This window comes from Pseudomonas sp. PS01299 (assembly GCF_029960145.1).
GTDB lineage: Bacteria > Pseudomonadota > Gammaproteobacteria > Pseudomonadales > Pseudomonadaceae > Aquipseudomonas > Aquipseudomonas putida_A.
Map to the genome: position 1 here is coordinate 1 of NZ_JASCPO010000158.1, position 13,511 is coordinate 13,511.

The following is a 13,511-nucleotide window of genomic DNA, read 5'->3' on the forward strand; positions in this document are numbered from 1 at the left end:
GGGGCGCGAAGCGGCCCCCAGTATTCGTTCAGCATCAATAGTGCATTCAGGTTTTATGACTGCTTCGCAGCCAAGCGGGAGCAAGCTCCCTCGCCACAGAGGGGGTCAAGCTTGAGCATCAGCCTCGGCAATCTGCGTCCACAACGCCGGCCCGCCCGCCGACTTGGCAATGATCTCCAGCCGCGCCATATGCGCCGCCAGTTCCTCTTCCGTCGCCCGAATGATCCGCGCAGGCTGACGACTCGCCGGCAGACGACGGATTTCGGTGGCGGAGTTGTCCGCGCCCTCGCCCGTGCCATTGCCGTCGGAAGCGTTGCCGGCCAGCGACAGACTGGTCTGGCCACCGGTCATGGTCAGGTAGACGTCGGCGAGAATCTCCGAGTCGAGCAAGGCGCCGTGCAGTTCACGGCCAGAGTTGTCGACACCATAACGTTTGCACAAGGCGTCGAGGCTGTTGCGCTGCCCCGGGTGACGTTCCCGGGCCATCATCAGGGTGTCGAGGATGGTGCAGTGCTGCGTGATGTCAGCGCGATCGTGCTGACCCATCAAGGCAAATTCGTTGTTGATGAAGCCAACGTCGAACGCCGCGTTATGGATGATCAGTTGCGCGCCGTTGATGAACTCGAAGAACTCGTCGGCGACTTCGGCGAAACGCGGTTTGCCGACGAGGAATTCGTTGGTGATGCCGTGAACGCCGATCGCGCCTTCGTCACTCTCGCGATCCGGTTGCAGGTAAACGTGAAAGTGCCGGCCCGTCAGGCGCCGACCGATCAGTTCGACACAGCCGATTTCAATGATCCGGTGACCATCGGTCACCGGCATGCCGGTGGTTTCGGTATCGAGTACAACGGATCTGGTGGCCATCAGTGTTCAATTCTCAACGGGGTCAATCGTGCAAAAGCGGCGATGTTAACACGCTCGGTGGGGGTGTTTCAGGTAGACCGAGTCGCTCCATTCGCGAGCAAGCCCGCTCCCACAATTGATCTGCGGGGGACACAGTGCTGATGTACGCAGGAGATCCAGTGTGGGAGCGGGCTTGCTCGCGAAGGCCACGACTCGGTGCAACGGAGGGAATCAGCTCTGCTTGTACCCGCGAACTTCATCCACCCCACGGTTGGCCAATTGGTCCGCCCGTTCGTTACCGTGATGACCAATGTGCCCGCGCACCCACTTCCAGGTGACCTTGTGCCGGTTGACCTGCTCGTCCAGCTCTTTCCACAGATCAGCGTTTTTCACCGGCTCTTTCGCCGCCGTCTTCCAGCCGCGCTTTTTCCAGTTGGCCATCCACTCGTTGATGCCCTTCATCACGTATTGCGAGTCGGTCACCAGCAGCACTTCGCACGGCCGTTTCAAGGCTTCGAGGCCACGGATGGCGCCGAGCAGTTCCATGCGGTTGTTGGTGGTATTGGCTTCGCCGCCCCACAGTTCCTTTTCGACGCCCTTGCACACCAGCAAGGCGCCCCAGCCGCCCGGGCCGGGGTTGCCCTTGCAGGCACCGTCGGTGAACAGTTCTACGCTATCGACGCTTTCGCTCATGCCACTCTATCCAGAAAAATGCCTGGCCCCGTCAATCGCGGATCGACGATGGCCGCGGCCGGAACAAGTCCGGCCACTATAAAAAGAAGGTTTACGGTTCGATACGACGGCGGTTGACCTTGGCCATCGGCAGCGGAATCAGCTTGCCCATCGGCTCGCGACGCTCCTGACGCACCGGACGCAGGCCGACCACGATCTTGCGCGCGACCAATAAATAGAAGCCACCGCCCGACAGTTGCCAGTCGCCGGCCTTGCGTTCCCAGCCGGCCAGTCGGGCCTGCCACTTGGGCGACGCGAGCGGCGGACGATAGCACCCGAAGCGGCGTTTCTCCAGCGCAAAGCCCAGCAGATTGAGCCAGTCGGCGACCCGCGACGGCGAGATGCAGCGTGCCTGACGCAAGGCGTCGTGGGCGAATACATGGCGCAAGCCCCAGCTGCTCCAGGGGTTGATGCCAATGATCAGCAGATGCCCGCCGGGGCGCACGCTGCTTGCCGCTTCGCGCAGCAAACCGTGGGGCGACAGACAGAAATCCAGACCGTGCTGCAACACCACGACGTCGGCGGCGTGCTCGCTCAACGGCCAGGCCTGTTCCTCGCAGACGATCTCGACACCTGGCAAAGGCGCGCCGAGCCGCACGTTGCGCTGCACCTGCGGCGCCGACGGCGGGGTCTGGGCCGACGGCCCGTAATGCACCAGGTAGCCGCCGAAGAACCGCCCCAACTCGTCTTCGAGCATGCGCCGTTCTTCATCCAGCAGAAATTGCCCGAGCGGGCCGGCCAGCCATTCACGGGCCGCGCCGATCAACGCCAGCCAGTCGGGATCGGCCTGAGCGAACGCTTTATCGGTCATGTCATTCTCCAACGCCGCTAGAAGCTCTAAGATGCGCCAATGTTTTCCGCTTGGCGAATTCCGACGATGATACAGATCAGTGCCCTGCCCGCGTTCACCGACAACTACATCTGGTTGTTACAGGATCACCGCACCCAGCGCTGCGCCGTGGTCGACCCGGGCGATGCCGCGCCGGTGCAGGCCTGGCTGGCCGCGCACCCGGGCTGGGTGTTGAGCGACATTCTGATCACCCATCACCATCACGATCACGTCGGCGGCGTCGAACGCCTGAAAGCGGCAAGCGGCGCCAAAGTCTACGGCCCGGCCAGCGAAAACATCCCGGGGCGCGACGTGGCGCTCAAGGACAACGACAAGGTCAACGTGCTCGGCTGGGACTTCGATGTCTATGCGGTGCCCGGTCACACCCTCGGCCACATTGCCTATTACCACCACGGCCTGCTGTTTTGCGGCGACACCCTGTTCGCCGCCGGTTGCGGACGCCTGTTCGAAGGCACGCCGGAGCAGATGCACCACTCGCTCGGCCGTCTCGCCGCTTTGCCCGAGGATACGCTGGTGTATTGCACCCATGAATACACCCTGAGCAATCTGAAATTTGCCGCGGCCGTCGAACCGAGTAACCCGGACATTGCCGCCCGTCTGGAAAAAGTCACCCAACAACGGGAAAAAGGCGTGATGACGCTGCCCTCGACCCTGGCCCTGGAAAAGCTCACAAATCCGTTTTTGCGTACCGCTGAAACATTAGTTACACAAAAAGTGGACGAACGGGCAGGCGCTCAAAACCGGGCGCCGAGTGAGGTTTTTGCGGCTCTGCGGGCATGGAAAGATAAGTTCTAAGTGACTCACCAGCTGGTACAAAAATTCTGAATGGTTGACCGCAGGGGGTGCGCTTTCTAGAATCGCCCGACATTTTTGCCCGGAACTTACTTCCAGCCAATGTCGTCATCCATACGTAAGTCCGTCAATTCAGACACGCTGACCCGCCTGGCGCAAGCCATCGCGGTGGCTGTGTCCGCCACGTTGGCGGGCTGTTCCAGCCATGCTCCGCAGCCTGAAGCGAGCCATACGCCGAACATTGCTGCGCGAGCCAAGCAGAAACCGATCTGGCTCAGCGAAAAGCCCAGCCCGCAGGTGCCTCAGGACATCTGGGAGCGCATGCGCGGTGGTTTCCAGCTGCAGGACGGCCTGGGCGTCAACCCGCGCATCGAGCAGCAGCGCCTGTGGTTTGCCAGCAACCCGTCCTTTCTGGAGAACGCCGGTGAACGCGGCAGTCTCTACATTCATTACATCGTCGAGCGTCTCGAAGAGCGCAACATGCCGCTGGAGCTGGCCCTGCTGCCAGTGATCGAGAGCGCCTACAACCCGATGGCCTATTCCCGGGCCGACGCTTCGGGCTTGTGGCAATTCATTCCGTCCACCGGTCGTTACTACAACCTGCGCCAGACCCGCTTCTATGATGGCCGTCGCGATATCACCGCCTCGACCACCGCCGCGATGGACTACCTGACTCGTCTGCACGACATGTTCAACGGTGACTGGCTGCTGGCCCTGGCGGCCTATAACGCCGGTGAAGGCACGGTGAGCCGCGCCATCGAGCGTAACGAGAAGCTCGGTCTGCCAACCGACTACTGGAACCTGTCGTCGTTGCCGGCGGAAACCCAGGCCTACGTGCCGAAGCTGCTGGCCCTGTCGCAAGTGGTGCTGGCCCCGGAAGCCTACGGGGTGAACCTCAACCCGATCGCCAACGAACCGTATTTCCAGGTCGTCGAAATCAACCAGCGCATGGACCTGTCCAAGGTTGCGGCGGTGGCCAACATCGACGAAGACGAGCTGTTCCAGCTCAACCCGGCCTTCAAGCAGCGCACCACCATCGACGGCCCGCAGCATCTGCTGGTGCCGACGTCGAAGGCGCAACTGCTGACCGCCAGCCTGCAGACCATGCGGCCTGAAGAGCTGATCAGCCCGCGCTCGCTGAAGCCGGTGTTCGACGGGGCCGACCCAAGTGAAGTGGCGAAGCTGAAGCGCGCCTATCGGGTCAAGCGCGGTGACAACCTCGGTTCCATTGCCAAGGCCAACAAGGTCGAAGTCAAGGACCTGCAGCGCTGGAACAAGCTGACCGGTAAGAACCTCAAGGTCGGCCAGACTCTGGTGATGCAGGACAACACCAAGCGCACCCCGGCGCGCAGCGGTGGCCGGGTCAACACGGTGATCGCCGCCAACAGCAAGAGCAAAGGCAAGGCAGACAACCAGCAGCAGACCCAGTACAAGGTCAAACGTGGCGACACCCTGTACGTGGTGGCCAAGCGTTTCAACGTCGAGATGCAGCATCTCAAGCGCTGGAACCCGGGTGCCGGCAAGGCCCTCAAGCCCGGGCAGATGCTCACGGTTTACCAGCCGCACTGACAGAAGAGCCCCTGAACTTTCAGGGGCTTTTTTTCGCCTGGCGCCTGGCTTGATTTTGTTTGCGCCCTCAAAATCCCCCCCCCTCACCCCAACCCTCTCCCCCAAGGGGGCGAGGGGGAAAGGGGGAAAGGGGGAAAGGGGGAAAGGGAGCAGATTGGGGGGTTTTTCAAACCTGGGTTCAACTCGATATTTCAGGTCGGCGTACTTCTCATAAACACCTCGGTCAGTCCCCTCTCCCTCCGGGAGAGGGTTAGGGTGAGGGGCTCTTGGCCTTGCCGATTAACCCCACATTAACCTCTGTCTTTTTCCTGTCCAGACAAGCTGTTACTGTACGGCCCACTAAGCCCAAGCCGCCTGGATCGGATCTGACTTGAAGCGTCCCCTCCTCCTGCTCCTGATCAGCCTGGCCTTGAGCTCACCCGCAAGCGCGACGATTACCGAAAGTCACGGTTATGCGCAGTTCGGCACGCTCAAGTACCCGGCCAGATTTACCCACTTCGACTGGGTCAACCCGCAAGCGCCCAAGGGCGGTACGTTGCGGGTGATGGCGTTCGGCACCTTCGATACGGTCAACCCATACACGTTCAAGGGCACCAGCCCGGTTACCACACCGAATTTCCTGCAGTACGGCATCAATGAGCTGAACGAACCGCTGATGGTCGGCACCGGCCAGTATTCGCCGTCCGGCGACGAGCCAGCATCGAGCTATGGCCTGATCGCGCAATCGGTGGAGTACAGCGAAGATCGCAGCTGGGTGGTGTTCAATCTGCGCCCGGAAGCGCGCTTTCACGACGGCACCCAGATCACCGCCTACGACGTGGCCTTCTCCTACCGAACACTGCTCAAGGACGGCCACCCGCTGTACCGCACCGCCCTGCAGGAAGTCTCGCGGGTCGACATCCTCAACCCGCAGCGCATTCGTTTCGTGATGAAACGCTCGGGCAATCCGTTACTGATTCTGCGCCTCGGCGAGTTGCCGGTGCTGCCGCAGCATTACTGGAAGGATCGCGACTTCAAGGCCACCACCTTCGAGCCACCGCTGGGCAGTGGCCCGTACCGCATCACCTCGGTGACGCCGGGGCGGCAGCTGATTTTCGAGCGGGTCAAGGATTACTGGGGCAAGGACCTGCCGGTCAATCGCGGCAAGTACAACTTCGATCGCATGGAAGTCGAGTTCTACCGCGACAGCGACGTGGCCTTCGAAGCGTTCAAGGCCGGCGAATTCGACATCTACATCGAGCATCAGGCGAAGAACTGGGCCAACGGCTACAACTTCCCGGCGGTGCGCCGTGGCGACGTGATCAAGGCGCAGATTCCGCACCAGATCCCGACCCAGAGCCAGGGCCTGTTCATGAACACCCGGCGCGCAACCTTCAGCGACGTCAAGGTGCGCGAAGCGCTGGGCCTGATGTTCGACTTCGAATGGACCAACCGCGCGCTGTTCAGCGATGCCTACCAACGCACCACCAGCTACTATCCCAACAGCGAATTCAGCGCCAGCGGCCTGCCGGTCGGGCATGAATGGCTGATGCTCAAGCCGTACAAGGAGCAACTACCGGCCAAGCTGTTCACCGAGCCGTTCACCCTGCCGCAAACCGATGGCCGTGGCATCCCGCGAGAGACCATGCGCAAGGCCCTGGCGCTGCTCGCCGAGGCCGGCTGGAAACTCAACGGCCAGCGTCTGCAAAACACCGCAGGGCAACCGCTGAGCTTCGAACTGCTGCTGGTCAATCCGAACCTTGAGCGGATCCTCCAGCCCTATATCGAAAACCTCAACAGCATCGGCATCGATGCGCGCCTGCGCACGGTGGATCGCGCCCAGTACAAACAGCGTCTGGACCAGTTCGATTTCGACATGATCCTGATGACCCTCAACCAGACCCTCAGCCCGGGTCTGGAGCAATGGCAGTACTTCCATTCCAGTCAGGTCGGGGTCAAGGGCAGCAAGAATTACGCCGGTATTGCCAACCCGGTGGTCGATCACCTGCTCGAACAATTGCTCGCCGCGCAAACCCGCGACGAACAGGTCGCCGCCGGCAAGGCGCTGGACCGCGTGCTGCTCTGGCAGCACTACAGCATTCCCAACTGGTACCTCAATTATCACCGACTGGCCTACCGCAACCGGTTGGCCTTCGTCACCACGCCGCCCTACACCCTGGGCCTGAGCGCGTGGTGGCTGAAATCTTCGGAGAACAATAAATGACGCCCATCCGCGCCCTGCTCGTGCAGGCCAGCGGTCTGCTGTTCGCCGGGCTGGCGATTGCCGCCCCGCAACATGCCGTGACCCTGTACAACGAGCCGCCGAAATACCCGGCGGACTTCAAGCAGTTCGATTACGTGAACCCCGACGCGCCCAAGGGCGGGATCTTCCGTCAGGCCGGGTTCGGCGGCTTCGACAGCCTCAACCCGTTCATCAGCAAAGGCGTGCCGGCCGATGATGTCGGGCAGATCTACGACACCCTGACCAAGCACAGCCTCGACGAGCCGTTCACCGAGTACGGCCTGATCGCCGCGAAGATCGAGAAAGCCCCGGACAACAGTTGGGTGCGTTTCTACCTGCGCCCGGAAGCGCGTTTTCACGATGGCCATCCGGTGCGCGCCGAAGACGTGGTGTTCAGCTTCCAGACCCTGACCAAGGACGGCTCGCCGCTGTTTCGCGGCTACTACAGCGATGTCGAAGAGGCCATCGCCGAAGACCCGCTCAAGGTGTTGTTCAAGTTCAAGCACACCAACAATCGCGAGTTACCGCTGATCCTCGGGCAGCTCCCGGTGCTGCCGAAACACTGGTGGGCCAGTCGTGATTTTTCCAAGGGCAATCTGGAGATCCCGCTGGGCAGCGGCCCGTACAAGGTCGCCGAAGTGAAAGCCGGGCGCTCGGTGCGCTATGAACGGGTCAAGGACTACTGGGGCAAGGATCTGCCGGTCAATCGCGGGTTCTACAACTTCGACGTAATGACCACCGATTACTACCGCGACAACACCGTCGCCGTCGAAGCGCTGAAGGCCGGCCAGTTCGATTACTGGCTGGAAATGACCGCGAAGAACTGGGCCAACGCTTACAACATCCCGGCGGTCACCGAAGGTCGCTTGATCAAGGAACAGATCGCCAACAGCAACCCGACCGGCATGCAGGGCTTCGTTTTCAACCTGCGCCGCCCGGTGTTTCAGGATGTGCGCGTGCGTCAGGCGCTCGGCCTGCTGTTTGATTTCGAGTGGACCAACAAGCAGCTGTTCAACGGTGCCTACTTCCGCACCCGCAGCTATTTCGAGAACTCGGAAATGGCTGCCACCGGCCTGCCCGACGCCGAGCAACGGGCGATCCTCGAACCGTTTCGCAGCAAACTGCCGGCCCAGGTGTTCAGCGAAGCCTTCGAGAACCCGAAGACCGACGCCAGCGGCATGATCCGCGCCCAGCAGCGCGAGGCCTATCAATTGCTGCAGGAGGCCGGCTGGAAGATCGTCGACGACAAAATGGTCGACGCCAACGGCAAACCGGTGGTCATTGAGTTCCTTCTGGCGCAGACCGAATTCGAACGCGTGCTGCTGCCGTTCAAACGCAATCTGGCCGACCTCGGCATCGATCTGGTGATCCGCCGTGTCGACGTTTCGCAATACATCAACCGCGTGCGTTCGCGGGACTTCGACATGATGGTCGGCAGCTTTCCGCAATCCAACTCGCCGGGCAACGAGCAGCGCGAATTCTGGATGAGCGCCGCCGCCGACAAACCGAGCAGCCGCAACACCATGGGCCTGAAGGATCCGATCGTCGATCAACTGGTGGAAAACCTGATCAACGCCGATTCGCGCAGCAGTCTGGTGGCGCATGCCCGGGCGCTGGATCGAGTGCTGCAATGGGGTTACTACGTGGTCCCCAACTGGCACATCAAGACCTGGCGCGTGGCGTACTGGAACCACATCGGTCACCCGAAAGTCTCGCCCAAATACGACATCGGGATTAACACCTGGTGGGTCAAGCCTGACGCGAAACCCGCCATAGAAGTCGAAACCAAACTGCAAGCCGACCCTGTGGGCACGGAGTAATCAGATGCTGGCGTATATCTTTCGGCGACTGCTGCTGATCATCCCGACCCTGTTCGGCATCCTGCTGATCAACTTCGTGATCATCCAGGCCGCGCCCGGCGGCCCGGTGGAGCAGATGATCGCCAAGCTCGAAGGCTTCGAAGGCGCCACCAGCCGCATCGCCGGTGGCGGTGCCGAAGTCTCGGTGGCCGGTTCGGCGTATCGTGGCGCGCAAGGCCTCGACCCGGCGCTGATCAAGGAAATCGAGCACATGTACGGGTTCGACAAGTCGGCCCCGGAACGTCTGTGGATCATGGTCAAGAACTACGCGAAGCTGGATTTCGGCGACAGTTTTTTCCGCGACGCCAAGGTCATCGACCTGATCAAGGAAAAGATGCCGGTGTCGATCTCCCTCGGGTTGTGGAGCACGCTGATCATGTATCTGGTGTCGATCCCGCTGGGGATCGCCAAGGCCACGCGACACGGCAGCCACTTCGACGTGTGGACCAGTTCGGCGATCATCATCGGCTATGCGATTCCGGCGTTCCTCTTTGCGATTCTGCTGATCGTGGTGTTTGCCGGCGGCAGTTATCTGGACTGGTTCCCGCTGCGCGGCCTCACTTCGAACAACTTCGATGAGCTGAGCCTGGGCGGCAAAATTCTCGACTATTTCTGGCATCTGGCGCTGCCGGTGACCGCGCTGGTGATCGGCAACTTCGCGACCATGACCCTGCTGACCAAAAACAGCTTCCTCGACGAGATCAACAAGCAGTACGTGGTCACCGCCAAGGCCAAGGGCCTGACGCGCAATCGCGTGCTCTACGGCCATGTGTTCCGCAACGCCATGCTGCTGGTGATTGCCGGGTTTCCGTCGGCGTTCATCGGCATCTTCTTCACTGGCTCGTTGCTGGTGGAAGTGATTTTCTCCCTCGACGGCCTCGGCCTGATGAGTTTCGAAGCGGCGATCAACCGCGATTACCCGGTGGTGTTCGGCACCCTGTTCATCTTCACCCTGCTCGGTCTGGTGGTGAAACTGATCGGCGACCTCACCTACACCCTGGTCGATCCGCGCATCGACTTCGCCAGCCGGGAGCATTGAGATGAACCTGTCCCCTCTCAACCGCCGCCGGTTCGAACTGTTCAAGGCCAACAAGCGTGGCTGGTGGTCGCTGTGGCTGTTTCTGATCCTGTTCGGCCTGAGCCTCGGTGCCGAGCTGATCGCCAACGACAAGCCGCTGGTGGTGCATTACGACAACCACTGGTACTTCCCGGCGATCAAGCGCTACCCGGAAACCACCTTCGGCGGCGAATTCCCGCTGGAAGCCAACTACAAGAGCCCGTACATCCGCGAACTGCTCAAGGCCAAGGATGCGTGGGTGTTGTGGGCGCCGATCCCCTACAGCTACCAGAGCATCAACTACGACCTGAAAGTCCCGGCCCCAGCCCCGCCCTCGGCGGACAACCTGCTGGGTACCGACGATCAGGGCCGCGATGTGCTGGCACGGGTGATCTACGGCTTCCGCATTTCCGTACTGTTTGCCCTGACGCTGACCGTGCTCAGCTCGATCATCGGCGTGATTGCCGGCGCGCTGCAGGGTTTCTATGGCGGCTGGGTCGATCTGGCCGGGCAACGCTTTCTGGAGATCTGGTCGGGATTGCCGGTGCTGTACCTGCTGATCATCCTTGCCAGTTTCGTCCAGCCGAATTTCTGGTGGTTGCTGGGGATCATGCTGCTGTTTTCGTGGATGAGCCTGGTCGACGTGGTGCGCGCCGAGTTCCTGCGTGGCCGCAACCTCGAATACGTACGTGCGGCACGGGCGCTGGGCATGCAGAACGGTGCGATCATGTTCCGCCACATTCTGCCCAACGCCATGGTTTCGACCATGACCTTCATGCCGTTCATCCTTACCGGCGCCATCGGCACCCTGACTGCGCTGGATTTCCTCGGCTTCGGTTTGCCGGCCGGCAGCCCGTCGCTGGGTGAACTGGTGGCCCAGGGCAAATCCAACCTGCAGGCGCCGTGGCTGGGCATGAGCGCGTTCGCGGTGCTGGCGCTGATGTTGAGTTTGCTGGTGTTTATCGGCGAGTCCGCTCGCGATGCCTTCGACCCGAGGAAGTGAAATGAATCAGGACAATCTGATCGAAGTGCGCGACCTCGCCGTCGAGTTCGGCTTCAACGAGCGGCTGCACCGGGTGGTCGAGGGCGTGAGCTTCGACATCAAACGCGGCGAAACCCTGGCGCTGGTCGGCGAGTCCGGCTCGGGCAAATCGGTCACGGCGCATTCAATCCTGCGCCTGCTGCCCTACCCGCTGGCCCGCCATCCAGCCGGCAGCATCAACTATGCCGGGCAGAATCTGCTGGGGCTGAGCGAAAAGACCATCCGGCATATTCGTGGCAACCGCATCGCGATGATCTTTCAGGAGCCGATGACCTCGCTCAACCCGCTGCACTCGATCGAGAAGCAGATCAACGAGATCCTCGGCATCCACAAGGGTCTGAGCGGCAAAGTCGCGACCAAGCGCACTTTGGAGCTGCTGGAGATGGTCGGCATTCCCGAGCCGCACAAACGCCTCAAGGCCCTGCCCCACGAATTGTCCGGCGGCCAGCGCCAGCGGGTGATGATCGCCATGGCGTTGGCCAACGAGCCGGAACTGCTGATCGCCGACGAACCGACCACCGCACTGGACGTGACCGTTCAGCTGAAAATCCTCGATTTGCTCAAGGAACTTCAGGCTCGATTGGGCATGTCGCTGCTACTGATCAGTCACGATTTGAACCTGGTGCGAAGAATTGCGCATCGCGTATGTGTCATGCAGCGCGGTTGCATCGTCGAACAGGCATCGTGCGCAGAGCTGTTCCGTTCGCCGCAGCATCCGTACACTCGGGAATTGCTCGGCGCGGAGCCCAGCGGAGGCCCGGCGACCAATAAAATCGGGGCGCCACTGCTCGAAGTCGAGAACCTCAAAGTCTGGTTCCCGATCAAGAAAGGCCTGCTCAAGCGCACGGTGGATTACGTCAAGGCAGTGGACGGCATCAATTTCAGCCTGCCTCAGGGACAGACGCTGGGGATCGTGGGGGAAAGCGGTTCCGGCAAATCCACCCTCGGTCTGGCAATTTTGCGGCTGATCGGCAGCAAAGGCGCGATTCGCTTTGAGGGCAAACAGCTAGACTGCCTGACGCAGAACGAGGTTCGCCCGTTACGTCGGGAGATGCAGGTGGTGTTTCAGGATCCGTTCGGCAGCCTGAGCCCGCGGATGTGCGTCAGCGACATCGTTGGCGAAGGCCTGCGGATTCACAAGATGGGCACCGCCGCCGAGCAGGAAGCGGCGATTATTGCGGCATTGAAGGAGGTAGGTCTGGATCCGGAAACCCGGCACCGCTACCCTCACGAATTTTCCGGTGGGCAACGGCAACGTATCGCCATTGCCCGGGCTTTGGTGCTGAAACCGGCGCTGATCCTGCTGGACGAGCCGACTTCCGCGCTCGACCGCACGGTGCAGCGGCAAGTGGTGGAGCTGTTGCGTTCACTGCAAGCCAAGTACAACCTGACGTATTTGTTCATCAGCCATGACCTGGCTGTCGTCAAAGCGCTGAGCCACCAGCTGATGGTGGTCAAGCATGGCCAAGTGGTCGAACAGGGAGACGCGCAAGATATTTTTGCCGCCCCCAAACATCCGTATACACAGCAGTTGCTGGAAGCCGCTTTTTTGGCACCAGCCACTGCGCAATAACCTGAAAGAGGAGCAACACATGGGTTTTCTCGCCGGTAAGCGCGTACTGATCGTCGGTGTCGCCAGCAAGCTGTCCATCGCATCCGGCATCGCTGCCGCCATGCATCGCGAGGGCGCTGAGCTTGCCTTCACTTATCAGAACGACAAACTGAAAGGTCGTGTTGAGGAATTCGCTCAAGGCTGGGGTTCGAGCCCTGAGCTGTGCTTCCCGTGCGACGTGGCCAGCGATGAAGAAATCGCCAAGGTCTTCGAAGAACTGAGCAAGAAGTGGGACGGCCTGGACTGCATCGTGCACTCCGTCGGCTTCGCCCCGGGCGACCAACTGGACGGCGACTTCACCGAAGCCACCACCCGTGAAGGTTTCCGCATCGCTCACGACATCAGCGCCTACAGCTTCGTGGCCCTGGCCAAGGCTGGCCGCGAAATGATGAAAGGCCGCAACGGCAGCCTGCTGACCCTGTCGTATCTGGGCGCCGAGCGCACCATGCCGAACTACAACGTGATGGGCATGGCCAAGGCTTCGCTGGAAGCTGGCGTGCGTTACCTGGCCGGCTCCCTGGGCCCGGACGGCACCCGCGTCAACTGCGTATCGGCCGGCCCGATCCGTACCCTGGCAGCCTCGGGCATCAAGAACTTCCGCAAGATGCTGGCCGCCAACGAAGCGCAAACCCCACTGCGCCGCAACGTCACCATCGAAGAAGTCGGCAACGCCGGCGCCTTCCTGTGCTCCGACCTGGCGTCGGGCATCAGTGGTGAAATCATGTACGTGGACGGCGGCTTCAACACCACCGCCATGGGCAACATCGAAGAGTAATCTTCGCTCTGCCGATAAAAAACCCGCCAATCCAGACTGTGTGAAAACACACTGACGGTGGTTCCAAACAAACGCCCCGACTTGTTCGGGGCGTTTGTTTTTGTGCGCACAGCAGTGAAAAAAGGCTTTTCAGCCCATCAACGCCATCAACTGACGTGT

At 61.2% G+C, this 13,511-nt stretch carries 11 protein-coding genes; 8 read left to right on the forward strand and 3 right to left on the reverse strand.

Translation table 11 applies throughout. The annotated features are described in order from the left end of the window. Nucleotides 1-105 precede the first annotated feature (105 nt). The 3 genes from dnaQ to QMX91_RS22085 all read right to left on the reverse strand — a co-directional run bounded on the left by dnaQ (nucleotide 106) and on the right by QMX91_RS22085 (nucleotide 2,386). Complete coding sequence (gene dnaQ, locus QMX91_RS22075) at nucleotides 106-864, reverse strand: DNA polymerase III subunit epsilon (RefSeq protein ID WP_027613146.1); 759 nt, start codon at nucleotides 862-864, stop codon at nucleotides 106-108. Between the two features lie 210 nt (nucleotides 865-1,074). Continuing rightward, nucleotides 1,075-1,536, reverse strand: a complete 462-nt coding sequence (rnhA, locus tag QMX91_RS22080) for a ribonuclease HI (RefSeq protein ID WP_003224162.1) — start codon at nucleotides 1,534-1,536, stop codon at nucleotides 1,075-1,077. Nucleotides 1,537-1,627: 91 nt separating this feature from the next. Beyond that, on the reverse strand, nucleotides 1,628-2,386 hold the full coding sequence (locus QMX91_RS22085; protein WP_282413369.1) for a methyltransferase domain-containing protein: 759 nt from the start codon (nucleotides 2,384-2,386) through the stop codon (nucleotides 1,628-1,630). A 66-nt stretch (nucleotides 2,387-2,452) separates the two neighbouring features. On the opposite strand from QMX91_RS22085, the gene gloB reads away from it, so the two are divergent. From gloB to fabI, 8 genes are all read left to right on the forward strand, one after another. Beyond that, complete coding sequence (gene gloB / locus QMX91_RS22090) at nucleotides 2,453-3,220, forward strand: hydroxyacylglutathione hydrolase (protein WP_282413370.1); 768 nt, start codon at nucleotides 2,453-2,455, stop codon at nucleotides 3,218-3,220. 99 nt (nucleotides 3,221-3,319) lie between these two features. Further along, nucleotides 3,320-4,786 carry a LysM peptidoglycan-binding domain-containing protein gene (locus QMX91_RS22095; RefSeq protein WP_223007940.1) on the forward strand — a complete coding sequence of 489 codons (1,467 nt, stop codon included), beginning with the start codon at nucleotides 3,320-3,322 and terminating at the stop codon, nucleotides 4,784-4,786. 370 nt (nucleotides 4,787-5,156) lie between these two features. After that, nucleotides 5,157-6,989: an extracellular solute-binding protein gene (locus QMX91_RS22100; protein WP_282413371.1), complete on the forward strand. Its 1,833-nt coding sequence runs from the start codon at nucleotides 5,157-5,159 to the stop codon at nucleotides 6,987-6,989. Then, entirely contained in the window at nucleotides 6,986-8,827 is a 1,842-nt protein-coding gene (locus QMX91_RS22105; protein WP_282413372.1) for an extracellular solute-binding protein, read from the forward strand. The genes QMX91_RS22100 and QMX91_RS22105 overlap by 4 nt, the downstream gene beginning before the upstream one ends. Nucleotides 8,828-8,831: 4 nt before the next feature. After that, on the forward strand, nucleotides 8,832-9,905 hold the full coding sequence (locus tag QMX91_RS22110) for a microcin C ABC transporter permease YejB (protein WP_003224148.1): 1,074 nt from the start codon (nucleotides 8,832-8,834) through the stop codon (nucleotides 9,903-9,905). Between the two features lies 1 nt (nucleotide 9,906). Continuing rightward, nucleotides 9,907-10,926 (forward strand): ABC transporter permease, encoded by a 1,020-nt coding sequence (locus QMX91_RS22115; RefSeq protein WP_007965317.1) that lies wholly within the window; start codon nucleotides 9,907-9,909, stop codon nucleotides 10,924-10,926. A gap of 1 nt (nucleotide 10,927) precedes the next feature. Further along, nucleotides 10,928-12,538 (forward strand): ABC transporter ATP-binding protein, encoded by a 1,611-nt coding sequence (locus QMX91_RS22120; protein ID WP_150369592.1) that lies wholly within the window; start codon nucleotides 10,928-10,930, stop codon nucleotides 12,536-12,538. Nucleotides 12,539-12,557: 19 nt separating this feature from the next. Continuing rightward, nucleotides 12,558-13,352, forward strand: coding sequence for an enoyl-ACP reductase FabI (gene fabI / locus QMX91_RS22125; RefSeq protein WP_003202751.1), 795 nt, complete (start codon nucleotides 12,558-12,560; stop codon nucleotides 13,350-13,352). The last annotated feature ends 159 nt before the right edge of the window (nucleotides 13,353-13,511 follow it).